Raw genomic sequence first — 25,296 nt, 5'->3', positions numbered from 1 at the left:
GGAAACGCCCGGTTACATTCCGAACCCGGAAGCTAAGCCTCACAGCGCCGATGGTACTGCAGGGGGGACCCTGTGGGAGAGTAGGACGCCGCCGAACAATCATTGAAAAGGGTTGGACCCCGAACTTCGGTTCGGGGTCCAACCCTTTTTTGTTGTGCGTCACTTGACGTTCACGTCGCGCGCCCACCATCCAGAGCATGGGTACTGCTGAAATGCTCAGGGCCGCCGGAGTCGGAGTCGGCGACGAGGTCGTCGTGTCGGCCTTCGGGAACGTGGAAGTCACCGAGACGGTGATCATGACCGGTGCGGTGCCGGTGTTCGCCGACATAGATCCGGTGACGTACTGCCTGGACGCCTCAGCTGTCGAGGCGGCCATAACTGCGCGGACCGGGGCCATCGTTGTCGTACACCGCTTCGGGCGGCCGGCCGACATGGGGCGGTTGCTCGAGGTCGGGCAGCGGCACGGGGTTCTGGTGCTGCAGCACGGGGAGTCCGAGGCGCCGTACGACGAGATCGCTCAGCGGCGGCAGCGCGCGGCGTTTCTCGATCTGCGGCTGCGGGGTGTGCGTACGCCCGACGACGGGGACGGACACACGTATCAGCAGTACGTGGTGAGGGTGCCCGGTAATGGGCGGCCCGACCGGGATGCCTTCGCTCGGGCCTTGCGGGCCAAGGGAATTGACTGCCGGGTGCCGGTGAAGGCGCCGGTGCATCGCATGCCCGTGTTCCGGGCCTGCGTCTCGCTGCCCGAGACCGAGCTCGCTGTCGACGAGACTCTGGCGCTACCGGTGGACGCCTCCCTGACCAAGCGGGAAATGCAGCGGATCGTGTCCGCGTGCAACTCTCTCGGAGGGCTTTTGCAGCCCGCGTTCTGATGGGGCGGGCGTAGTTGGGAGCACGGGCCTGTTCGGGGTATGATCTATTTCGTTGCAGCGAGGGAGACCTCGTCAAGCAACTGGCCCCCCTAGCTCAGTCGGCAGAGCGTCTCCATGGTAAGGAGAAGGTCAACGGTTCGATTCCGTTGGGGGGCTCCACTCAGAAGGCCCCGCCCAGTTGGGCGGGGCCTTCCGCATGCCCGCCGTCAGTCCTTCTGCAGGCCCGGCACGCGCATCGCGAGGATCGCCATGTCGTCGGACGGGGCGTCGGAGGCGAAGCGCTCGACTGCCCGCATGATGCGGGCCGCCACCGCGCCGGCCGTCAGGCCTGTGCACGTCTTCAGGACGTCCGCCAGGCCGTCGTCGCCCAGCATGCGGGTGCCCTCGCGGCGTTCCGTGACGCCGTCCGTCACGCAGAGGAGGACGTCGCCGGGGTCGAGGGTGATCGTCTGCTCGTACAGCTCCAGGTCCTCCAGGACGCCCAGGAGGGGCTGGGGTTCGGCTGCCGGTTCAACCGTGCCGTCCTGGCGCAGGCGGAGCGGGAGGGGATGGCCGGCGCAGACGATCTTGAGTACGGCGCTGCCGTCCTCCTGCGGCCACAGCTCGCCGTACAGGAGTGTCAGGAAGCGGCTGCGGGCGCCCTCGTCGAGGATCGCCGAGTTCAGGCGTTCCAGGACCGCCGGGCCACCGAAGCCCTCCCTGGCCAGCAGGCGCAGGGCGTGGCGGGCCAGGCCTGTCACCGCTGCGGCCTCCGGGCCCGTACCGCACACGTCGCCGATGGCGAAGCCGTAGGCGCCGTCGCGGATGGGGAAGAGGTCGTAGAAGTCGCCGCCGACCTCGTTGCCCTCGCCGGCCGCGCGGTAGATGACCTCCACCTCCACGCCGTCGATGTCCGGCAACTCCGGGGGGAGGAGGCTGCGTTGGAGGGACTGGCTGATGGCGGTACGTTCCGAGTAGAGGCGGGCGTTGTCCAGGGCCAGGGCGGCCCGGCGGCTCAAGTCCTCGGCCAGCTCCAGGATTTCCTGGCGGAAGTGTTCGTCCGTCGGCTTGCCGAGAGTGAGCATGCCGATCACGCGGTTGCGGGCGACCAGGGGGAGGACGACCGTCTCCCCGCCGACTGCCGCTGCCGTGGCGAGAGTTGTGCCGATGCCTGAGCTGACCGTGGTGGTGGGCGAGTTGAGGCCCAGGCTGCGCATGGACGTACGCAAGGCGGCCTGGTGGGCCGCCGCCGCGGGGGCCGACCAGACGCGGGCGCCGGGTGTGGGGACCGGGTCCGGCGGGGCGAGCTTCGACAAGAGAGCCTTGAGGCCGTCGATGCGGTCCTCGTCCTCGTGCAGCACGTACGAGAGGTACGGGTCCGAGGACTGGTCGGCGATCGTGTAGACCGCGCACCAGGTGGCCAGGGTCGGGACCGTCATCTGGGCCATGAGCGCGAGCGTCTGGTCGCGGTCGAGCGTTCCCGCGAGGAGGTCCGAGGCCTCGACCAGGAAGCTCAGTGAGCCCCGGCGCAGGCGTTCCAGTTCTCCCAGCCGGGCCGACTCCACCGCCAACGCGATGCGGTCGGCGGCGAATTGGAGACGGAGGGCCTCCTCGTTCGTGTAGCGGCCGGGGGACTCGGCAGCGACTCCCAGGGCGCCCGTGAGGCGGCCCTCGACCTTCAGGGGGACGGTGACGACCGAGCGCATGCCCGTGCCGTTCAGCAGGGGAACGGCGCCGGGTACGGCCGAGAGGTCGTCGTGGACGGCCGGCATGCGGGCCGAGCCGTAGCGGCCGGGGCCCGCCTCGACCGGGACACGGGCGAAGCGCTGGCGGGCGGAGGGCAGGCCCGTCGACGCGCGCACCTCCAACTCCGTTTCGTCGTCCGTGGCCAGGAGCAGGAAGGCGGAGTCGGCGTCGAGCATGTCGCGGGCGCGCTCCACCGTGCGCTGGAGCAGGCCGTCGAGGTCGTCCGGCGCCGGGGAGCCGATGAACACCTCGAAGGGGTCCGTGTTCGGGCCCTCGGAGCCCGAGGTCGTGTCTGACGAACTGCCGCGCAACGGGGTCTGCAGGACCGCCCGTTCGTGATCGCGTACGAGGAGACAGACCGTGGAGGGCTCGCCGTCCGTGTCGCGGACGCGGAGGTGGGAGGCGTAGACCGGGGTGACGCGGCCGTTGGCGCCCCTTATGCCGTAACTGCCTTCCCAGCGGGAGAACTGGAGAGCGTCGGCGATGCCGGTGCTGGTGCCGGGGGTGTGCGGCCAGGCGGCGAGGTCGGTGAGGGGTTTGCCGATGACGGACTCCGGCGCGTAGCCGAAGAGTTCCTCGGCGTCCTCGTTCCACGCCGCGATGGATCCGATGCGGTCGATCTGGATGACCGCGACCCTGACCCGGCCGTCGGCCAGCGGGAGGAGAGCGGCCGGCAGGGACGGGCCCGCGGAACGGGTGCCCACCGCGCGTTCGGGGATGTCGAGTTGGAACCAGACCTGTTTCTGCGTGGGCGTGTACTCCACGCCCCAGCGGCCGGCCAGCGCCGCGCACAGCTGGAGGCCGCGGCCTCCCTCCCGGTCGGGGCTGCCCATGTTGACGGGCGAACCCTGGAGGGGGATCTCGCGCTCGGGGTAGAGGTCGGCGACCTCGATGCGTACGCCGTCGTCACTGCGTAGACACAGGACGTCCGCGGAGGTGCCCGCGTGGATCACGGCGTTGGTGACCAGTTCGCTCGTGAGGACCACGGCGTCGTCGACGATGTCCGCGAAGCCCCAGCCCTGAAGAGTGTCGCGGACGAAGGAGCGGGCGGTCGCGACCGATCGCCCCACGGGGTCGAAGCTGGCTGCCGCGCGCGCGGTGATCACAGAACTCCTCGTCCGGTTGTCGGCATGCGGCGTGCCGGGGCCGTTCCGCTCCTGCCTGGGCAGAGGCGGGTTCCCCGTCGCCCGGGGATCCTGGGGTGCTTCCCCGGGATGCAGTCCGGTGGTCATGGTGCGGTGCCCCTCCGATGCCTGCCCGCTCGTGGTCGTGCCACCGCCCAGACCGGACGGACCGTGTGGCTGGACAGCCGTATGCAAGGTTACTTACCTTCGCGGTCCGTGCGGATGCAGGTCTGCAGTGTTTACGTCCCCAGAGTGTGCGGACGATGTGCGAAGGTGCCGAACTGTTATGGCCTGGTTCAGAAGGGGTGAAACACTGGGCAGGCTCCAGGAGAAGGTCTGAGCACGCTGGCAGTATCCGGGTAGGCCCGGGTGACAGCACACACAGAGCGAAACGGTCGATCCCTGCGGGAGGGACACAGTGGAGTCTGGCGCAGCGACGCGGGGCACTAAGACGCGCGCGAAAGGCGGACAGTCCCTGAGTAACCGGCGTAAACCACGCAATGGGACGACCGAGGTGGACACGGCTTCGCTGGATCGGCTGCTGTCGGCCCTGGAGTCGATGCGGGACGGGAACTTCCGGAAACGGCTCCCGGTGTCCGGCGACGGCGTCATGTCGGAGATCGCGGCGGTCTTCAACGAGGTGGCCGACCGAAATCTCCATGTGACGGGTGAGTTGTCGCGCGTACGGCGCATGGTGGGGCGCGAGGGGAAGCTGACCGAGCGGCTGGAGGCGGGTGTCAGCGAGGGTTCGTGGGCCGCCGCGATCGAGGCCTCGAACGCGCTTGTCGACGATCTCGTCCGTCCGGTGTCCGAGGTCGGACGGGTGCTGAGCGCCGTCGCGGAGGGTGATCTGTCCCCCCGGATGGAGCTGCGGACGCATGCCGCGGACGGCAACGGGCATCCGCTGCGCGGGGAGTTCCTCAAGGTCGGGCGCACGGTCAACAATCTCGTCGACCAGTTGTCGACGTTCACCGACGAGGTCACACGGGTGGCCAGCGAGGTCGGTACGGAGGGCAAGCTGGGCGGTCAGGCCCAGGTGCGCGGGATGTCCGGTTCGTGGCGGGATCTCACGGACTCGGTCAACACGATGGCGTACCGGCTGACGGCGCAGGTGCGGGACATCGCGCTGGTGACGACGGCGGTCGCCAAGGGTGATCTGTCCCGGAAGGTCACGGTTCACGTGGCCGGCGAGATGCTGGAGTTGAAGAACACCGTCAACACGATGGTGGATCAGCTGTCGTCGTTCTCCTCCGAGGTGACGCGCGTCGCGCGTGAGGTGGGTACGGAGGGTGAGCTCGGCGGGCAGGCGCAGGTGCCCGGCGTGGACGGTGTGTGGAAGGACCTCACCGATTCGGTGAACCTCATGGCCGGGAACCTGACGGCCCAGGTGCGCGGGATCGCGCAGGTGACGACCGCCGTCGCCAACGGTGATCTGTCCCAGAAGGTGACGGTTTCGGCGCGCGGTGAGGTCGCTCAGCTCGCCGAGACGATCAACCAGATGACCGAGACGCTGCGGACGTTCGCGGACGAGGTCACCCGGGTCGCCAACGAGGTCGGTGGCGAGGGGCGGCTCGGCGGGCAGGCGAACGTGCCGGGTGCGGCGGGTACGTGGAAGGACCTGACGGACTCCGTCAACACGGTTTTCCGGAATCTCACCACCCAGGTGCGGGACATCGCGGCCGTGACGACCGCTGTGGCCAGCGGTGACCTGTCGCAGAAGGTCAGCGTCGAGGTCGCCGGCGAGATGCTGGAGCTGAAGAACACCGTCAACGGGATGGTCGACCAGCTGTCCGCGTTCGGTGCCGAGGTCACGCGGGTCGCGCGGGAGATCGGTGTCGAAGGTGAGCTGGGCGGGCAGGCGCAGGTGCCGGGTGCGGCGGGTACGTGGAAGGACCTCACGGACTCCGTCAACACGGCGTTCAGGAACCTCACCGGACAGGTGAGGAACATCGCTCAGGTCACGACCGCGGTGGCCAACGGTGACCTGTCCCAGAAGGTCACCGTCGACGTCTCCGGCGAGATGCTCCAGCTGAAGAACACCGTGAACACGATGGTGGACCAGCTGTCGAGCTTCGCCGACCAGGTGACGCGGATGGCCCGTGACGTGGGTACGGAGGGCCGCCTCGGCGGGCAGGCTCGCGTGGACGGTGTGTCCGGTACGTGGAAGGAGCTCACCGACTCCGTCAACTTCATGGGCGGCAACCTGACCTCCCAGGTGCGGCAGATCGCCCAGGTGACGACGGCCGTGGCCCGGGGTGACCTGTCCCAGAAGATCGATGTTGACGCTCGCGGTGAGATCCTCGAGCTGAAGAACACGATCAACACCATGGTTGATCAACTCTCGGCCTTCGCCGATCAGGTGACCCGCGTCGCGCGTGACGTGGGTACGGAGGGCCGCCTCGGCGGGCAGGCGCAGGTGCCCGGGGTCGCCGGGGTGTGGCGCGACCTCACCGACTCTGTGAACGGTATGGCCGGCAACCTCACCGCACAGGTGCGCAACATCGCCCAGGTGGCGACCGCGGTGGCCCGGGGTGACCTGTCCCAGAAGATCACCGTGGACGCGCGGGGCGAGATCCTGGAGCTCAAGAACACTCTGAACACGATGGTTGATCAACTGTCGTCGTTCGCCCAGGAAGTCACGCGGGTGGCGCGTGAGGTGGGTACGGAGGGCATGCTCGGCGGTCAGGCCGAGGTGCAGGGGGTCTCCGGCACCTGGAAGGACCTCACGCAGTCCGTGAACTTCATGGCGAACAACCTGACCATCCAGGTACGCAACATCGCCGAGGTCACGACGGCCGTCGCCAAGGGCGACCTGTCGAAGAAGATCACTGTTGACGCGAAGGGCGAGATTCTTGAACTCGTCACGACGGTCAACACCATGGTTGATCAACTCTCGTCGTTCGCCGAGCAGGTGACGCGGGTGGCCCGAGAGGTGGGTACGGAGGGCATCCTCGGCGGTCAGGCCCACGCTTCCGGGGTCACGGGCATCTGGAAGGACCTCACCGACAACGTCAACCTGATGGCCAACAACCTGACCGTGCAGGTGCGGAACATCTCCCAGGTCGCGGCCGCCGTCGCCAACGGCGATCTGACGCGGACGGTGACGATCGAGGCGCGTGGCGAGGTCGCGCAGCTCGCCGACACCTTCAACACCATGGTGAAGACGCTGAGTTCGTTCGCCGACCAGGTCACCAAGGTGGCCCGTGAGGTGGGTACGGACGGCATCCTGGGCGGGCAGGCGCGGGTGCCGGGTGTGGCCGGGACGTGGAAGGACCTCACCGAGTCGGTGAACGGGATGGCGTCCAACCTGACCGGTCAGGTGCGCAACATCGCGATGGTGACGACGGCCATCGCCAAGGGTGACTTGACGAAGAAGATCGACATTGATGCTCGCGGCGAGATCCTTGAGCTCAAGACGACGATCAACACCATGGTTGATCAGCTGTCGTCCTTCGCGGAGGAGGTCACCCGAGTCGCCCGAGAGGTGGGCACGGAGGGCCAACTCGGTGGCCAGGCACGTGTGCGGGACGTCGACGGCACCTGGCGCGACCTCACCGAGTCGGTGAACGAGATGGCCGGGAACCTGACCCGGCAGGTGCGTGCCATCGCGCGCGTGGCGACCGCGGTGACCCGCGGCGACCTCAACCTGAAGATCGACGTGGACGCCTCCGGCGAGATCCAGGAACTTCAGGACTACATCAACAAGATGATCGCGAACCTGCGCGACACCACGATCGCCAACAAGGAACAGGACTGGCTCAAGGGCAACCTGGCCCGTATCTCCGCCCTGATGCAGGGCCGCCGGGACCTCGACGACGTGGCCTCGCTGATCATGAGCGAGCTGACGCCTGTCGTCACCGCCCAGCACGGCGCGTTCTTCCTGGCCATGCGGACGGTCGACGGCAAGGACCCGGGAAGCGCCCCGGAGAACGCGTACGAACTGCGCATGCTCGGCTCGTACGGGTACTCCATGGGCTCCATGCCGACCTCGTTCCGGCCTGGTGAGGCGCTGGTCGGCACCGCCGCCCAGGAGAAGCGCACGATCCTTGTGGAGAACGCGCCGAGCGGCTATCTGAAGATCTCCTCCGGGCTCGGCGAGGCGCCGCCCGCGCAGGTGATCGTGCTGCCGCTGCTGTTCGAGGGCAAGGTGCTCGGTGTCATCGAGCTGGCGTCGTTCACGCAGTTCACCCAGATCCAGAAGGACTTCCTCAACCAGATCGCCGAGATGATCGCGACCAGCGTCAACACCATCTCCGTCAACACCAAGACGGAGGTGCTGCTGAAGAACTCGCAGGAGCTGACCGAGCAGCTGAGGGAGCGCTCGGCCGAGCTGGAGAACCGGCAGAAGGCGCTGCAGTCGTCCAACGCGGAGCTGGAGGAGAAGGCCGAACTGCTGGCCCAGCAGAACCGCGACATCGAGGTCAAGAACACGGAGATCGAGGAGGCGCGGCAGGTCCTGGAGGAGCGCGCCGAGCAACTCGCCGTGTCGATGCGCTACAAGAGCGAGTTCCTCGCCAACATGTCGCACGAGCTGCGTACGCCGCTCAACTCGCTGCTGATCCTGGCCAAGCTGCTCGCCGACAACGCGGACACCAACCTCACCCCGAAGCAGGTTGAGTTCGCCGAGACGATCCACGGGGCGGGCTCGGACCTGCTCCAGCTGATCAACGACATCCTCGACCTGTCGAAGGTCGAGGCGGGCAAGATGGACGTCTCCCCGACGCGTATCGCCCTCGTCCAGCTCGTCGACTACGTGGAGGCCACCTTCCGTCCGCTGACCGCGGAGAAGCGGCTCGACTTCTCCGTACGGGTCTCGCCGGATCTGCCCGCCACGCTGCACACCGACGAGCAGCGGCTGCTCCAGGTGCTGCGCAACCTGTTGTCCAACGCGGTGAAGTTCACCGACTCGGGAGCGGTGGAGCTCGTCATCCGGCCGGCCGGCGCGGAGGTTCCGGTGGCCATCCGGGAGCAGTTGCTGGAGGCGGGTTCGCTGTGTGACGCGGACGCGGACATGATCGCGTTCTCGGTGACCGACACAGGCATCGGTATCGCGTCGAGCAAAATGCGGGTGATCTTCGAGGCGTTCAAGCAGGCGGACGGCACGACCAGCCGCAAGTACGGCGGTACGGGTCTGGGGTTGTCCATCTCGCGGGAGATCGCGAGGCTGCTCGGCGGTGAGATCCACGCGCAGAGCGAGCCGGGCCGGGGCTCGACGTTCACGCTGTATTTGCCGCTGCACCCGAGTGAACTGCCCCCGCAGGGCTACGGGCAGCTGGCGCCCTCCCTGGAGGTCGGTGAGCTGCTCGCCTCCGAGGCGGAGCTCGCCGGGGCGGACATCCAGACGCCGGCCGAGGTGAGGTCGTACCAGGAGGCGCAGAACGGGCCCGCCGCGCTCTTCAGGCGGCGCCGCAGGGCTGTGTCGGTGGCTGAGCTGAACGCGTCCTCCCGGGCGAACGGCCACTGGGCGGCCGGTGAGCAGGAGGTGGCGCAGGAGCCGCGCCGGGGGATCCGGTTCGACGGCGAGAAGGTGCTGATCGTCGACGACGACATCCGTAACGTGTTCGCGTTGACGAGCGTGCTGGAGCAGCACGGGCTGTCGGTGCTGTATGCCGAGAACGGCCGGGAAGGCATCGAAGTCCTGGAACAGCACGACGATGTGACAGTCGTACTGATGGACATCATGATGCCTGAGATGGACGGGTACGCGACGACCACGGCGATCCGCAGGATGCCGCAGTTCGCCGGACTCCCGATCATCGCGCTCACTGCCAAGGCGATGAAGGGCGACCGGGAGAAGGCGATCGAGTCGGGAGCCTCCGACTATGTGACCAAGCCCGTGGATCCCGATCACCTGCTGACGGTGATGGAGCAGTGGATGCGGCCGGAGTGACGCTTGAGCTGGGAGTTTCCGTCGCGAGGACGGGAACCCCCGGTGTTCACACGGAGTTGCTGACTCAGTGTGGCCGAAGCCGTGTAGAAGTACGGGATTCGGGGAACCTTCTGGTCTCCCGCTACGTTTCTGCTACGTGCACAGTGACATCGCGGTGACAGGGTGTGGCGACGGGCGGGGTGCGGCTACCATGACCGGCACGAGGACGGACGGCGTAAGGGAGCCGTCCCCTGGGGCGGCGCCCGGTGGCGCTGCCTCAAGTCCTGAGGACAGGGGAGGCCCCAAGCCGGGGCGAGGAGGGCGGGCCATGGTGCAGAAGGCCAAGATCCTCCTGGTCGATGACCGGCCGGAGAATCTGCTGGCGCTGGAGGCCATCCTCTCTGCGTTGGATCAGACACTGGTGCGGGCATCGTCCGGGGAGGAAGCGCTCAAGGCACTTCTGACGGACGACTTCGCGGTCATTCTGCTGGACGTGCAGATGCCGGGCATGGACGGCTTCGAGACGGCCGCGCACATCAAGCGGCGGGAGCGGACCCGGGACATCCCGATCATCTTCCTCACCGCGATCAACCACGGTCCGCACCACACCTTCCGGGGGTACGCGGCGGGCGCGGTGGACTACATCTCCAAGCCGTTCGACCCGTGGGTGCTGCGGGCGAAGGTCTCGGTGTTCGTCGAGCTGTACATGAAGAACTGCCAACTCCGAGAGCAGGCAGCGCTGTTGCGGCTGCAGCTGGAGGGTGGCGGCAAGGCGGCAGTCGGTACGGCCAAGGAACCGGTGGGTCTGCTCGCCGAGCTGTCCGCGCGGCTCGCGGCTGTCGAGGAACAGGCCGAGGCGCTGTCCAAACAGCTCGACGACGAGTCGGCGGACGCGGCGGCCGTGGCCACCGCGGCCCATCTCGAGCGCAAACTGACCGGCCTGCGCCGGGCACTGGACGCGCTCGAACCCGGCACCGGCAGCGGGGCACCCGCGCTGCCGTCGCAGAACTGACCCACGTTCCGGACGCCACTCGCGGCACGGAACCCACCCGTACACGAACGTAGTTGAGCGTGAGCACGCGTCAGTCTCGTGCTCACGCGGCGGCGACACGAACGGGTGAAGCAGTAGGCACACGTGTCGGCTGTCGCCTCCACCGGTAACCTCACACACATGGCCTCACGTCCTTCCGCAGCCAGGAAGCCGCCCGCGAAGAAGGCAGCCGCGCCCGCGAAGGCTCCGGCGAAGAAGGCCGCGGCGAAAAAAGCCCCCGCGAAGAAGGCGCCCGCCAGAAAGGCCGCGGCGAAGAAGGTCGCGCCCCCTCCGGCACCCAGCCCCACCGGGGGTGTCTACCGCCTCGTACGCGCCCTGTGGCTCGGCATCGCGCACGGTGTCGGTGCCGTGTTCCGCGGCATAGGGCAGGGTGCGAAGAACCTCGACCCGGCACACCGGAAGGACGGCGTGGCACTGCTGTTGCTCGCCCTCGCGCTGATCGTCGCCGCGGGCACCTGGTCCAGCCTGCGCGGCCCCGTCGGTGACCTCGTCGAGATGCTGGTCACCGGGGCGTTCGGACGCCTCGACCTGCTCGTGCCGATACTGCTGGCCGTCATCGCCGTACGGCTCATCAGGCACCCCGAGAAGCCCGACGCGAACGGCCGGATCGTCATCGGCCTGTCCGCGCTCGTCATCGGTGTGCTCGGGCAGGTCCACATCGCGTGCGGTGCCCCCGCGCGCAGCGACGGCATGCAGGCCATAAGGGACGCCGGCGGGCTCATCGGCTGGGGAGCGGCGACCCCGCTGACGTACACCATGGGCGAGGTCCTCGCCGTACCGCTGCTGGTGCTGCTCACCGTCTTCGGGCTGCTCGTCGTCACCGCGACGCCCGTCAACGCGATCCCGCAGCGGTTGCGGCAGCTCGGGATCCAGCTCGGGATCCTCCGCGACCCGGAGGAGGACGGGTTCTCCGAGGACGACGAACGCTACGACGACCAGTGGCGCGAGTCGCTGCCCGCGGGCCCCCGCAGGCGCGGGTCGGCCCCTGAGGCGTATGACCCGGACGGCGCCGAGCAGGAGGCGCTCTCCAAGCGCCGGAGCCGCCCCAGGCGCTCCGCTGTGCGCCAGCCCGATCCCGGGCGGCCGATGGACGCCGTGGACGTCGCCGCCGCTGCCGCCGCCGCGCTCGACGGGGCCGTCCTGCACGGCATGCCGCCCTCGCCGATCGTCGCCGACCTCACCCAGGGCGTGACCGCGGCCGGCGATCGCGCGGAGACGGCCCCGACGCCCGCTTCTGTGCCGGGGGCGCGGCCCAAGCAGGAGAAGCTCAGAGCGGAGCCGGCCAAGGCCGCTGTCCAGGACCTCACGAAGGCTCCGCCGGAGGTGATGCGCGACCTGCCGCCGCGCGCCGAGCAGCTCCAGCTCTCCGGGGACATCACCTACTCGCTGCCATCCCTCGATCTGCTGGAGCGCGGCGGCCCCGGCAAGACCCGCAGCGCGGCGAACGACATCGTGGTGGCCTCCCTCTCGAACGTCTTCATGGAGTTCAAGGTCGACGCCGCGGTCACCGGTTTCACCCGCGGCCCGACGGTCACGCGCTACGAGGTCGAACTGGGCCCCGCGGTGAAGGTCGAGCGGATCACCGCCCTCACCAAGAACATCGCCTACGCGGTCGCCAGCCCCGACGTCCGGATCATCAGTCCGATCCCCGGCAAGTCGGCGGTCGGTATCGAGATCCCCAACACCGACCGCGAGATGGTCAATCTGGGCGACGTGCTCAGGCTGGCCGACGCGGCCGAGGACGACCACCCGATGCTGGTCGCGCTCGGCAAGGACGTCGAGGGCGGCTATGTGATGGCCAACCTGGCGAAGATGCCGCACATGCTCGTCGCAGGTGCGACCGGTTCGGGTAAATCGTCCTGTATCAACTGTCTGATCACGTCGGTCATGGTCCGGGCGACTCCGGAGGACGTCCGTATGGTCCTCGTCGACCCCAAGCGCGTCGAGCTGACCGCGTACGAGGGCATCCCGCACCTGATCACGCCGATCATCACCAACCCGAAGCGGGCCGCGGAGGCGCTCCAGTGGGTCGTACGGGAAATGGATCTGCGGTACGACGATCTGGCTGCGTTCGGATTCCGGCACATCGACGACTTCAACGAGGCCATCAGGAACGGCAAGGTCAAGCTGCCCGAGGGCAGTGAGCGCGAGCTGCAGCCGTACCCGTATCTGCTGGTGATCGTCGACGAGTTGGCCGACCTGATGATGGTGGCCCCGCGGGACGTGGAGGACGCCATCGTGCGCATCACGCAGCTCGCGCGCGCGGCCGGCATCCACCTGGTCCTCGCCACGCAGCGGCCGTCCGTCGATGTGGTGACCGGGTTGATCAAGGCGAACGTGCCGTCGAGGCTCGCCTTCGCCACCTCGTCCCTGGCCGACTCGCGGGTCATCCTCGACCAGCCCGGCGCCGAGAAGCTGATCGGCAAGGGCGACGGGCTGTTCCTGCCGATGGGCGCCAACAAACCCACCCGTATGCAGGGTGCGTTCGTGACCGAGGACGAGGTCGCGGCGATCGTGCAGCACTGCAAGGACCAGATGGCGCCGGTCTTCCGGGAAGACGTCACCGTGGGCACCAAGCAGAAGAAGGAGATCGACGAGGAGATCGGCGACGACCTCGAACTGCTGTGCGCGGCGGCCGAACTGGTCGTCAGCAGCCAGTTCGGGTCCACGTCGATGCTCCAGCGCAAGCTGCGGGTCGGGTTCGCCAAGGCGGGACGGCTGATGGACCTCATGGAGACGCGGGGGATCGTCGGGCCGAGCGAGGGGTCCAAGGCGCGTGACGTTCTTGTGAAGGCCGACGGGTTGGACGAGATGCTCGCGGTGATTCGTGGGGAGACTGACGCGTAGTGAGTCGTCCGGTGTGTCGGCGCCCGTGTGTGCGGCGACCAGATGGTCGAAAGTGACTCACTCGTAAGGGATCATTGAGCAACCGTTTCCCTTCCGCGTACGTCAAGTTGAGGGAGACAGCAGATCCTTGGCTCTCCATGACCTGACCATCAGCGTGTCCTGGCCATTCTGATGGCGTACAAAGTCCGTCCGCCCAGTTGCCCCACCCTTCCCGAACCCCCCTAAACTGAACCTCCAGCACAGGTGGCTAAACGCTCGAAAGGCGCCCCCGTGTCCATCGGCAACTCTCCACAAGACGAGCGTCCGTTCGAAGAAGACGGTGACGATCGCGAGGAAGCAGCCCGCCCGTCGATCGGTCGCGCCCTCCAGCAGGCGCGTATCGCGGCCGGGCTGACCGTCGACGACGTCAGTTCCGCCACCCGGGTCCGAATCGCCATCGTGCACGCGATCGAGCAGGACGACTTCGCCCCCTGCGGCGGAGACGTCTACGCGCGCGGGCACATCCGGACCCTCGCCCGTGCCGTCCACCTCGACCCCGACCCGCTGCTCGCGCAGTTCGCCGACGCCCACGGCGGGCGTCCGGCGCCGACTCCGGCCGCGCCCCTGTTCGAGGCGGAACGCATCCGCCCCGAGCGACGCGGCCCGAACTGGACCGCGGCGATGGTCGCCGCGATCGTCGCGGTGATCGGCTTCGCCGGCTTCACGATGGTCAAGGGCGGCGACGGCGACCAGAACACGCGTGCGCAGGCCGCCGAGGGCGCCACGCCCAAGGCCAGCGAGCCGGCCTCGCCCACGCCCAAGAAGGACAAGCCCGCCGACCCGAAGCCGGAACCGTCGGACAGCGCGATCGCGGCGGCGCCGCGCGACAAGGTGACCGTCCAGGTGAGCGCCGCGAACGGACGCAGCTGGATCTTCGCCAAGGACCACAACGGCCGGCAGCTCTTCGACGGCCTGCTCAAGAAGGGCCAGTCCCAGACCTTCCAGGACAACGAGGAGATCAACCTCGTCCTGGGCGACGCGGGCGCCATCCAGCTCTACGTGAACGGCAAGAAGATCGAGGACGAGTTCCAGCCGGGGGCCGTGGAACGGCTCACGTACACGAAGGGCGACCCCGAGGTCGGCTGAGAGGTACCACGCTTTTGGGATTGACAGGTACGGGGCTGGCCAAGACGGCCAGCCCCGTCGACGTGGGGTGTCAGTGGGACGAAGTAGTCTTGAGCCCATGCCTGAACGCCGTACCGTCGCACTCGTCACCCTTGGCTGCGCCCGTAACGAGGTGGACTCGGAGGAGCTCGCAGGCCGCTTGGAGGCGGACGGCTGGCAACTCGTGGAGGACGCCGAGGATGCGGACGTCGCCGTCGTCAACACCTGTGGCTTTGTCGAGGCCGCCAAGAAGGACTCCGTCGACGCCCTCCTGGAGGCCAACGACCTCAAGGGGCACGGCAGAACCCAGGCCGTCGTGGCGGTGGGCTGCATGGCCGAGCGCTACGGCAAGGAACTCGCCGAGGCGCTGCCCGAGGCCGACGGTGTGCTCGGCTTCGACGACTACGCCGACATCTCCGACCGCCTCCGGACCATTCTGAACGGCGGCATCCACGCCTCACACACCCCGCGCGACCGGCGCAAGCTGCTGCCGATCAGTCCGGCCGAGCGCCAGGGTGCCGGTGCGGGGGTCGCTCTTCCGGGGCACGGTTCGGTCACGGACGCTGACGCCGGCCCGGTCGCCGCGCCGGTGGAACCGGCCGAGGCGCCCGCCGATCTCCCCGCAGGTGTCGCTCCGGTCTCCGGCCCCCGTGCGCCGCTGCGCCGGCGGCTCGACGGCGCGCCCGTGGCCTCGGTGAAACTGGCCTCCGGCTGCGACCGGCGCTGCACCTTCTGCGCCATCCCGTCCTTCCGCGGCTCCTTCATCTCGCGGCGCCCGAGCGACGTACTGAACGAGACCAGGTGGCTCGCCGAGCAGGGCGTCAAGGAGGTCATGCTGGTCTCCGAGAACAACACCTCGTACGGCAAGGACCTGGGCGACATCCGCCTGCTGGAGTCGCTGCTGCCCGAGCTCGCGGAGGTCGACGGCATCGAGCGCGTGCGCGTGAGCTACCTCCAGCCCGCCGAGATGCGCCCGGGACTCATCGACGTACTGACGTCGACCCCCAAGGTCGCCCCCTACTTCGACCTCTCCTTCCAGCACTCCGCGCCCGACGTGCTGCGCGCGATGCGGCGCTTCGGCGACACCGACCGCTTCCTGGAACTGCTCGACACCATTCGGAGCAAGGCGCCGCAGGCCGGTGTGCGGTCCAACTTCATCGTGGGCTTCCCCGGTGAGTCCGAGGCCGACCTGGCGGAGCTCGAACGGTTCCTGACCAACGCGCGCCTGGACGCCATCGGAGTCTTCGGTTATTCCGACGAGGACGGCACGGAAGCGGCGACGTACGAGAACAAGCTGGATGAGGACGTCGTCGCGGCCCGGCTCGCCCGGGTCTCGCGGCTGGCCGAGGAACTGGTCTCGCAGCGCGCGGAGGAGCGTGTCGGCGAGACGGTGCACGTGCTGGTCGAGTCGGCGGGCGGTGAGGAGGGCGCGTACGGCCGTGGCGCGCACCAGGCCCCCGAGACGGACGGCCAGGTGCTGTTCACCAACTTCGCGGACTTCGCCGGCCTCACGGGCGGCGAGGAGCTGAGGGTCGGCCGTATGGTCGAGGCGAAGGTGGTCGGTACGGAAGGTGTCGACCTGGTGGCCGAGCTGCTTCCGGGCTCGCTCGGCTCGCACGCGCGTTCCGCGTCAGAGGAGGCAGCCAGATGACGGGAGTCCCGGCATCCGCAGCGAGCGGCCCCCCCAGTGCGCGGAACGCCAAAAGCGTGCCCGGCACGGTGGGCGCCGCCGGGGCCGCCGGCTCAACGGCCGCCTCTGGGCCCTCCGGCCCCGCTGTGGGGTCCGGCGACTCCCGGGTCTCTGGTGACCAGGGGGGTACGAAGGTGGTGCGCGGCGGGAAGCTGGGCGCCGCGGCCGTCAATCAGGCCAGCCTCTGGAACATCGCGAACATTCTTACGATGATCCGCTTGCTGTTGGTGCCGGGTTTCGTGGCCCTGATGCTGGCGGACGGCGGATACGACCCGGCGTGGCGCTCGCTCGCCTGGGCGGCCTTCGCCGTCGCCATGATCACCGACATCTTCGACGGGCATCTCGCGCGTACGTACGACCTCGTCACCGACTTCGGGAAGATCGCCGACCCCATCGCCGACAAGGCGATCATGGGGGCGGCGCTGCTCTGTCTCTCCGTGCTCGGTGATCTGCCGTGGTGGGTGACCGGTGTGATCCTCGGCCGTGAGCTCGGTATCACGCTGCTGCGCTTCGTCGTGATCCGCTACGGCGTCATTCCCGCGAGCCGCGGCGGCAAGCTCAAGACGCTCATACAGGGCGTGGCGGTCGGGATGTACGTGCTGGCGCTGACGGGTCCACTGGCGACTCTGCGGTTCTGGGTGATGGCTGCGGCAGTCGTACTGACGGTGGCGACCGGCCTCGACTACGTAAGACAGGCCATTGTGCTGCGGAACCAGGGAATCGCCGCGCGCGAGGCCGCGTCGGTGGAGGCGGAACGGTGAGTTCCACCGCCGCCGACGTGGTGAGACTACTGACGGTGAGGGGCGAGACGCTCGCTGTCGCGGAATCCCTCACGGGCGGTCTGGTTGCGGCGGAGATCACATCGGTGCCCGGAGCCTCCCAGGCGTTCCGGGGCGCGGTGACGGCCTACGCAACCGAACTGAAGCACCAGGTGCTCGGTGTCGACGCCACCCTGCTGGCCGCACGAGGAGCGGTGGATCCGCAGGTCGCGGCCCAGATGGCGGCAGGAGCGCGCAGGATTCTCGGTGCCGACTGGGGCATCGCGACCACCGGTGTCGCCGGCCCGGAACCGCAGGACGGACAGCCCGTCGGGACGGTTTTCGTGGCCGTGGACGGCCCTTTCGCAGCGGATGCCGGCGCCGAAGGTGGCGGAAAAGTGGCGTCGCTGCGGTTGAACGGCTCCCGGGCGGAAATTCGTATGGAGAGTGTACGGAGCGTACTCGCACTCCTCCTGGAGGGGATTGCGGGCGAACGGACCGGGAACGAGCGGGCACAGGATACGGAACAGAACGGGGGGACTTGATGTTTGCAGCCCTGAGTGAACACGACATCGCTCCCCGCACGGCCGCGGCGCAAGGCGGTACGGTGGGGCGTGAAGGATGCGGCTACGCGGTCCGAGGAGGGAGCCACCGATGATTCTGCTCCGTCGCCTGCTGGGTGACGTGCTGCGTCGGCAGCGCCAGCGCCAGGGCCGTACTCTGCGCGAAGTCTCCTCGTCCGCCCGAGTCTCACTCGGCTATCTCTCCGAGGTGGAGCGGGGGCAGAAGGAGGCATCCTCCGAACTGCTGTCCGCTATCTGCGACGCGCTGGACGTACGGATGTCCGAGCTCATGCGGGAAGTGAGCGACGAGCTCGCCCTCGCCGAGCTGGCCCAGTCTGCTGCGGCCAACGAACCTGTGCCCGCACCGGTGCGTCCCATGCTGGGTTCCGTATCGGTGGCAGGTGTGCCACCGGAACGGGTGACCATCAAGGCGCCCGCCGAGGCGGTGGATGTCGTCGCCGCCTGAGGGTGCACGGAAGTTGAGTGTGTGAGAGCCCCGGCCGGGGCTTCTCCGGGGAGACCCGGAGGGGCGCGGTCGGGGTTTTCGCGTGTGCGCACGGTCCTCGTTGCTTCCCTGGTCCGCTTGCCGGTGGGTTGCCGGGCGCTCATGGTGGACTCGGAGGCGGGTGCGCGCGGACATACCGGGCGGCCGGCTCTGAGAAGGCGGTGCGCCTCTGTGCCGGTGATGCGCCCTGTTCGCGGTTGAGGGTGGCGTTCTAGCGTGGGGCTGGAGGTGAGCCATGGCAGTGCGGACAGTGCGCTGGGGGGCGCTGCTGGGGCTCGGGGCCGTGTGGTGGTGGGCCGTCCTGCGGCTCGCGCTGGCGCCCGGGGCGGGGGTGATCGAGGGGGCGGTCGCGGCCGGGGGGTGGGGGCTGAGTCTGCTGCCGGTGCACTGTGTGCCGAAGGCTGCTCGGTCGGTTCGGGGCGCTGGGACCACGAGGGCGGTGCGTGGGCCGGGTGGCGGGGGTGTCGCTGCGGGGGCTACCAGGGCATCGCCACGCCGCCGTTCGGGCGGAGGATCTGGCCCGTGGTGAACGCCGACGCGTCGGACGCAAGGTGCAGCACCGCATGGGCGATCTCCTCCGGTTCGCCGACTCTGCCCAGCGGCGCCATCCGGGCCATCCGTGCCTCGGTGCGCGCCTGCGCCTCGCTGTCGTGGCGGTCGGTCATCGGCGTACGGATCCAACCCGGCGCGACGGCGTTGACGCGGATGCCGTGGCGCCCGATCTCGGCGGCCAGCGTCTTCGTCAACTGGACGACCGCTGCCTTCGCCGCTCCGTAGCAGAGCAGGCCGGGGCCGCCTGTGTCGACGGCGCCCGAGGCCATGGTGACGATGCTGCCCCCCGTGTTCCGGGAGATCATCAGGCGGGCCGCCTCCTGGCAGGCGTACAGCACGCCCTTGAAGTTGACGCCCAGGACGCGGTCGAGGTCCTCGTCGCGGGTCTCCAGCACGGAGCTGCTGTGCATGATCCCGGCCACCGCCGCCATCACGTCCAGCCGCTCGCACGCGGCCACGGCCTGCCGGACCTGGGCCCGGTCGGTGACGTCCAGGTGGTGGATACGGGCCGTGCCGCCCATGTCCTTGATCAGCGTCGCCGTCTCGTGCAGTCCCCGCGCGTCCCGATCGGCGCAGTGCACCGCGGCGCCGGCTTCGGCGAGGAGTACGGCGGACGCGCGTCCGATGCCGCTGGCAGCCCCGGTGACGAATGCGGTGCGTCCGGTGAGGTCGTACGCCTGTACGGGCATGGGGGGACGGTACGAGAATTCCTGACGGGTCGTCAATTACCGTGCGGGGTCGGGTCCGGGCGGCCCGGGCGTGGTGGTCGTTGCGCGGTGGGCGGGTGCGGATGCGGTGTCAGATGTACGGGGATGACTTCCGGCGTGCTCGGGTGGCGCCGGGGGCGGGTGCCGGGCCCAGTTGGCAGGTCGGGCACCAGTAGGTGGGGCGTTCGCGGGAACCGTCGCCCTGGTCGGCGACGCGGATAGGGGTGCCGCAGCGCAGGCAGGGACGGGGGGCGCGGCCGTACACGAACAGGTTCTGGCCGCGCCGTCCTGTCGTACTGCGGACCGGGCGGTCCCGGTTGGCTTCGAGGAGTTTCTTCGCAAGCCCGGGCAGCATCGTGGCACGGTCGGCGGGCAGATCGCCGAGGGGGAGCCACGGTGTGGCGCCCAGAAGGAAGCACAGCTCGCTCTTGTAGACGTTGCCGATGCCCGCGAGATTGCGCTGGTCGAGCAGCGCTTCGCCGAGAGAGCGGGCGGGGTCCGCCAGGAGGTTGGCGAGAGCCTGGTCGGGGTCCCAGTCCGGGCCCAGGAGGTCGGGGCCGAGGTGGCCGACGGCCCGGTGTTCGTCGGTGGTGCGCAGAAGTTCGAGTACGGGGAGGCGGTAGCCGACGGCGGTGCGGTCCGTGGTGCCGAGGATCGCCCGGATCTGGTGCGACGGGCCGCCGCTCCAGCGCCGGCCGTTCTCGTACACCTTCCAGGATCCGTCCATCCGCAGGTGGGAGTGGAGGGTCAGGCCGCCCTCGACGCGGGTGAGGAGGTGCTTGCCGCGGGGGATGATCTCGAGGACGGTGCGGCCGGTGAGGTCGGCCGTGGCGTACCGGGGCACCCGGAGGTCGCAGCGGGTCAGCGTTTTGCCGGCGAGCGCGTCGTGCAGTCGCCACGCGGCTTGCCAGACCGTGTCACCTTCGGGCATGGGTCCAGGGTGGCATGCCGGGGTGGCAAGCGGCCTTCGCTCAGGCGCGCAGGCGCAGTCCGCGGGGGTTCGCGATGAAGCCCGCTCCCTCCAGGAGGGCCCCGAAGGGCGAGGTCAGGGCAGAGGCGCCGTTGACCCTTTCCACCGTGACCGTGCCGAGGGAACCCGCGCGGGCCGCTGCGCCGAGGACTTCCGCCGCCGCGAGCAGCCTGGGGTCCTCGGTGGGCCGGCCGTCCGGTTCGGAGGGCCAGGCCAGCAGTGTTTTGCCGCCGCGCTCCATATAGAGCGCCAGCTCTCCGTCGACCAGCACCACCAGCGAACCGGCCTTGCGGCCCGGCTTGTGACCGGCGTCGGTCGGGGGTTCGGGCCAGGGGAGCGCGGCACCGTACGCGTTCGCCGGATCGGCGGCCGCGAGGACGACGGCACGGGTGGTCGCGGAGGAGGAGGCCCCGGACCCGGCATTCCCGGCGAAACCCCGGGCGGAGGCGTGCCTGGTCTGTGCTGCGGGGGCGTGAGGGAACGCGGAGCTGAAGTCGGGGTCGAAGTCCTCGGCGAAGCCGTGGTCGGCGGGGAATGAGGCGTCGTGTGCGTCGGCAGTGCCGGTGCCGAAGACCGGAGCGGGCCGGGAGTCGCCGCGGTCCCGGGCGTTCGCTGTTGCCCGGAGGCGGTCCACGGCGCCGTCCATGGCGAACTGGGCGGCGCCGAGGCCCTCCACCACGTAACCGCGACGGGCCTGGCCGCTGTCCTCGAAGGCGGAGAGGATGCGGTACACGGCTGAGAAGCCGCCCTCGACGCCCTCCGCGGAAACGGCACCTCTGGTCACCACCCCGTGGCGGTCGAGCAGGGTGCGAGCCAGGGCGTGGGCGCGGACGGTGGGGTCGGGCTCATGCCCGGGGAGCAGGGACCAGCGGCCGGCGACGGTCGGGGGACCGCTGCGAGAGGCGGGGCGGGCGGCGGCCGTCAGTGAGCCGTACCGGCCGCGCGGGACGGTGCGTTTCGCCCGGTGCGCCGTCGAGCCCGCTGTGCGGCCGGAGCCGAGGAGGGAGCGCAACGGGGTGAGTGTGTCGTTCGTGAGCCGGCCCGACCAGGCCAGGTCCCAGACGGCGTCGGCCAGTTGGGGATCCGTGACGTCCGGATGTGTGGTGGCGCGGACCTGGTCGGCGATCTGGCGGAAGAAGAGCCCGTACCCCCCGGTGAGGGCGTCGAGGACGGACTGGTGGAGTGCGGTGGGTTCCAGGGGGTGGGGTGGTGGCAGGAGCAGCGGGGCCGTGTCCGCCAGGTACAGGGAGACCCAGCCGTCCTTGCCGGGGAGGGCGCCCGCCCCGGCCCAGACGATCTCCCCGGCTGCCGTGAGCTCGTCGAGCATCGCGGGGGCGTAGTTCGCCACCCGGGACGGCAGGACCAGCTTCTCCAGGGCGGACGCCGGCACGGAGGCGCCCTGCAACTGCTCGACCGCGCGCACCAGTCCGTCGATGCCGCGCAGCCCGTGGCCCTTGCCGATGTGCTGCCACTGCGGCAGGAACTGTGCGAGCGCCGCGGGCGGCACCGGTTCCAGTTCGTGCCGCAGGGCGGCCAGGGAGCGGCGCCGAAGCCGGCGCAGCACGGCCGCGTCGCACCACTCCTGGCCGATGCCCGCCGGGTGGAACTCCCCCTGTACGACGCGGCCGTTCGCCGCAAGCCGCTGAAGCGCGCCCTCGGTGACCGCCACGCCCAGGCCGAAACGGGCTGCCGCCGTGGCGGAGGTGAACGGGCCGTGGGTGCGGGCGTGGCGGGCGAGGAGGTCGCCCAGGGGATCCTTGACCGGTTCGGTGAAGGCCTCCGGGACGCCGACCGGCAGTGCCGTGCCGAGCGCGTCCCGCAGGCGCCCCGCGTCCTCGATCGCCGCCCAGTGGTCGGCGCCGCCCACGCGGACCCGGATCGCGCGGCGGGCGCCTGCCAGTTCCCGGGCCCACTGCGGATCGGCGCCGCGCTCGGCCAGCTCGACGTCGGTGAGCGGGCCGAGCAGACGCAGCAGGTCCGCGACGCTTTCGGCGTCCTTCGCGCGTCGGTCCTCGGTGAGCCACTGGAGTTCTCGCTCCAGTTCGGTCAGTACCTCGGCGTCGAGCAGCTCGCGCAGCTCCGCCTGGCCGAGCAGCTCGGCCAGCAGCCGGGAGTCCAGCGACAGGGCGGCGGCCCGCCGCTCGGCCAGCGGCGAGTCGCCCTCGTACAGGAACTGGGCGACGTAGCCGAAGAGGAGGGAACGGGCGAAGGGAGAGGGCTCCGGGGTGGCGACCTCCACGAGGCGCACCTTGCGGGACTCGATGTCGCCCATCAGCTCCACGAGCCCGGGCACGTCGAAGACGTCCTGGAGGCATTCGCGGACCGCTTCGAGAACGATGGGGAAGGAACCGAACTCGCTTGCCACCTGGAGCAGTTGGGAGGCCCGCTGGCGCTGCTGCCACAGTGGGGTGCGCTTGCCGGGACTGCGGCGCGGCAGCAGCAGGGCCCGGGCGGCGCACTCGCGGAAACGGGCCGCGAACAGGGCCGAGCCGCCCACCTGGTCGGTGACGATCTGATTGACCTCGCCCTTGTCGAAGGCCACGTCCGCCGCGCCTACGGGGGCTTGCTCGGAGTCATACTCCGTGCCGGTCCTCATCGGCTCTTGGTCCAGCAGGTCCAGGCTCATCAGGTCGGCGTCGGGGAGGCGCAGCACGATGCCGTCGTCGGCGTGCATGACCTGGGCGTCCATGCCGTACCGCTCGGAGAGGCGGGCGCCGAGGGCGAGTGCCCACGGGGCGTGGACCTGGGCGCCGAAGGGGGAGTGGACGACGACCCGCCAGTCGCCGAGTTCGTCGCGGAACTGCTCCACGACGATGGTCCGGTCGTCCGGGATGTGGCCGCAGGCCTCACGCTGTTCGGCCAGGTAGGAGAGCACGTTGCCGGCCGCCCAGGTGTCGAGCCCGGCGGCGAGGAGCCGGAGGCGGGCGTCTTCCTCGGACAGGGAACCGACCTCGCGCAGGAACGCGCCCACCGCGCGGCCCAGTTCGAGCGGGCGGCCCAACTGGTCGCCCTTCCAGAAAGGAAGGCGGCCGGGGACTCCGGGAGCCGGGGACACCAGGACGCGGTCGCGGGTGATGTCCTCGATACGCCAGGAGCTCGTGCCGAGGGTGAAGACGTCCCCCACGCGGGACTCGTACACCATCTCCTCGTCCAGCTCGCCGACGCGGCCGCCGCCCTTCTTGGGGTCGGATCCGGCGAGGAACACCCCGAAGAGCCCTCGGTCGGGAATCGTGCCCCCGGACGTCACTGCGAGCCGCTGCGCGCCAGGGCGGCCGGTCACGGTGCCGGCCACGCGGTCCCACACCACGCGCGGGCGCAACTCCGCGAACGCGTCGGACGGATAGCGGCCCGCGAGCATGTCCAGGACCGCCGTGAACGCCGACTCCGGGAGGGAGGCGAAGGGCGCCGCGCGCCGGACGGTGGCCAGCAGATCGTCGACCTGCCAGGTGTCCAGCGCCACCATCGCGACGAGCTGCTGGGCGAGAACGTCCAGGGGATTGGCGGGAACCCGCAGGGACTCGATGGAACCGGTGCGCATGCGCTCGGTGACCACGGCCGCCTGGACGAGGTCGCCTCGGTACTTGGGGAAGACGACGCCCGTCGAGACCGCGCCCACCTGGTGCCCGGCACGGCCGACGCGCTGCAGACCGGAGGCCACGGATGGGGGCGACTCGACTTGGATGACCAGGTCCACGGCGCCCATGTCGATGCCCAGTTCGAGGCTGGAGGTGGCCACCACGGCAGGTAGCCGGCCCGCCTTGAGGTCTTCCTCGACGAGCGCGCGCTGTTCCTTGGAGACCGAGCCGTGGTGGGCCCGGGCGATGACCACAGGGGCGCCCTGGGCCGCGCCCGAGCCGCCCATCAGCTCGGCGGGAGCGTGGTGTTCGGCGAGGGGCTCGCCGGTGGCCCGCTCGTACGCGATCTCGTTGAGCCGGTTGCACAGGCGCTCCGCGAGGCGGCGGGAGTTGGCGAACACGATCGTCGAACGGTGCGCCTGGACGAGGTCGGCGATCCGTTCCTCGACATGGGGCCAGATGGACGGCCGTTCGGCCCCGTCGTTCGCGTCGGCCACCGGGGAGCCGCCCAGTTCACCCAGGTCCTCCACCGGGACGACGACCGAGAGGTCGAACTCCTTGTCGGACGTGGGCTGGACGATCTCCACCTTGCGGTGGGGGGAGAGGTAACGCGCGATCTCGTCGACCGGGCGGACGGTGGCGGAGAGGCCGATGCGCCGGGCGGGCTTCGGCAGCAGCTCGTCCAGCCGCTCCAGGGAGAGCGCGAGATGCGCGCCGCGCTTGGTGCCCGCGACCGCGTGCACCTCGTCGAGGATCACCGTCTCCACGCCCGTCAGGGCGTCGCGCGTGGCCGACGTCAGCATCAGGAACAGCGACTCGGGGGTGGTGATCAGGATGTCCGGCGGTCGGGTGGCCAGGGCGCGGCGCTCGGCGGGCGGGGTGTCGCCGGAGCGGATGCCCACCTTGACCTCGGGCTCGGGCAGGCCCAGGCGTACGGATTCCTGACGGATGCCGGTGAGGGGGCTGCGCAGGTTGCGTTCCACGTCGACCGCGAGTGCCTTGAGCGGTGACACGTACAGCACGCGGCAGCGTTTGTGGGGGTCGGCGGGCGGGGGCGTCGAGGTGAGCTGGTCGAGTGCGGCGAGGAACGCCGCCAGGGTCTTGCCGGAGCCGGTCGGGGCGACCACCAGCACGTCCGACCCCTCTCCGATGGCCCGCCACGCGCCGGCCTGGGCGGCGGTGGGCGCGGAGAAGGCCCCCGTGAACCAGCCGCTGGTCGCGGGGGAGAAGCCGTCGAGGGCTCGGTGTGCGGAGCTGACCATGCGTCCATCCTGCACCTCGGCACTGACAATCGGTCTGACCTGCGGGTTTGCCTCCGGCGGTGGGGTGGGTGGGGCGGTGG

13 protein-coding genes, 1 tRNA gene and 1 rRNA gene are annotated in these 25,296 nt (G+C 69.8%); 11 read left to right on the top strand and 4 right to left on the bottom strand.

Translation table 11 applies throughout. From position 1 onward, the window contains the following. The 3 genes from rrf to ADL01_RS03845 form a co-directional block, all read left to right on the top strand. Positions 1-97, top strand: a 5S ribosomal RNA gene (gene rrf, locus ADL01_RS03855); the annotation flags it as partial. A 115-nt stretch (positions 98-212) separates the two neighbouring features. Beyond that, positions 213-875, top strand: a complete 663-nt coding sequence (locus tag ADL01_RS03850) for a DegT/DnrJ/EryC1/StrS family aminotransferase (protein WP_053740441.1) — start codon at positions 213-215, stop codon at positions 873-875. Between the two features lie 83 nt (positions 876-958). Continuing rightward, positions 959-1,034 (top strand) — tRNA-Thr (locus ADL01_RS03845). Between the two features lie 47 nt (positions 1,035-1,081). Here the strand turns inward: ADL01_RS03845 and ADL01_RS03840 are convergent. Then, entirely contained in the window at positions 1,082-3,832 is a 2,751-nt protein-coding gene (locus ADL01_RS03840) for a SpoIIE family protein phosphatase (protein WP_053740440.1), read from the bottom strand. Between the two features lie 310 nt (positions 3,833-4,142). Here ADL01_RS03840 and ADL01_RS03835 point away from each other — a divergent pair, with 310 nt between their 5' ends. The 8 genes from ADL01_RS03835 to ADL01_RS03800 all read left to right on the top strand — a co-directional run bounded on the left by ADL01_RS03835 (position 4,143) and on the right by ADL01_RS03800 (position 18,111). Further along, a complete protein-coding gene (locus ADL01_RS03835) occupies positions 4,143-9,614 on the top strand; it encodes a HAMP domain-containing protein (protein ID WP_107090797.1) in 5,472 nt (1,823 codons plus the stop codon). Between the two features lie 307 nt (positions 9,615-9,921). Further along, positions 9,922-10,605, top strand: coding sequence for a response regulator (locus tag ADL01_RS03830; RefSeq protein ID WP_053740438.1), 684 nt, complete (start codon positions 9,922-9,924; stop codon positions 10,603-10,605). Between the two features lie 159 nt (positions 10,606-10,764). Continuing rightward, positions 10,765-13,491: a DNA translocase FtsK gene (locus tag ADL01_RS03825; protein ID WP_053740442.1), complete on the top strand. Its 2,727-nt coding sequence runs from the start codon at positions 10,765-10,767 to the stop codon at positions 13,489-13,491. Positions 13,492-13,761: 270 nt separating this feature from the next. Beyond that, positions 13,762-14,616: a helix-turn-helix domain-containing protein gene (locus tag ADL01_RS03820; RefSeq protein ID WP_053740437.1), complete on the top strand. Its 855-nt coding sequence runs from the start codon at positions 13,762-13,764 to the stop codon at positions 14,614-14,616. A gap of 97 nt (positions 14,617-14,713) precedes the next feature. After that, positions 14,714-16,285, top strand: coding sequence for a 30S ribosomal protein S12 methylthiotransferase RimO (gene rimO / locus ADL01_RS03815; protein WP_053740436.1), 1,572 nt, complete (start codon positions 14,714-14,716; stop codon positions 16,283-16,285). Next, on the top strand, positions 16,282-17,085 hold the full coding sequence (gene pgsA / locus ADL01_RS03810) for a CDP-diacylglycerol--glycerol-3-phosphate 3-phosphatidyltransferase (protein ID WP_053740435.1): 804 nt from the start codon (positions 16,282-16,284) through the stop codon (positions 17,083-17,085). Before rimO ends, pgsA begins: the two co-directional genes overlap by 4 nt. Continuing rightward, positions 17,082-17,627, top strand: coding sequence for a CinA family protein (locus ADL01_RS03805; protein ID WP_053740434.1), 546 nt, complete (start codon positions 17,082-17,084; stop codon positions 17,625-17,627). The genes pgsA and ADL01_RS03805 overlap by 4 nt, the downstream gene beginning before the upstream one ends. A gap of 109 nt (positions 17,628-17,736) precedes the next feature. Continuing rightward, positions 17,737-18,111, top strand: a complete 375-nt coding sequence (locus tag ADL01_RS03800) for a helix-turn-helix domain-containing protein (protein ID WP_053740433.1) — start codon at positions 17,737-17,739, stop codon at positions 18,109-18,111. A 515-nt stretch (positions 18,112-18,626) separates the two neighbouring features. Here ADL01_RS03800 and ADL01_RS03795 read toward each other — a convergent pair. The 3 genes from ADL01_RS03795 to ADL01_RS03785 form a co-directional block, all read right to left on the bottom strand. Next, positions 18,627-19,391, bottom strand: a complete 765-nt coding sequence (locus tag ADL01_RS03795; protein ID WP_053740432.1) for an SDR family NAD(P)-dependent oxidoreductase — start codon at positions 19,389-19,391, stop codon at positions 18,627-18,629. 109 nt (positions 19,392-19,500) lie between these two features. After that, a complete protein-coding gene (locus tag ADL01_RS03790; RefSeq protein WP_053740431.1) occupies positions 19,501-20,340 on the bottom strand; it encodes an Fpg/Nei family DNA glycosylase in 840 nt (279 codons plus the stop codon). 40 nt (positions 20,341-20,380) lie between these two features. Beyond that, complete coding sequence (locus tag ADL01_RS03785) at positions 20,381-25,216, bottom strand: ATP-dependent helicase (RefSeq protein WP_053740430.1); 4,836 nt, start codon at positions 25,214-25,216, stop codon at positions 20,381-20,383. Between the last annotated feature and the right edge of the window lie 80 nt (positions 25,217-25,296).

The organism is Streptomyces sp. NRRL WC-3618 (genome assembly GCF_001280005.1).
Taxonomy (GTDB): Bacteria; Actinomycetota; Actinomycetes; order Streptomycetales; family Streptomycetaceae; genus Streptomyces.
The sequence above is the reverse complement of the archived record's forward strand: the minus strand, read 5'-3'. Positions and strand labels throughout refer to the sequence as shown.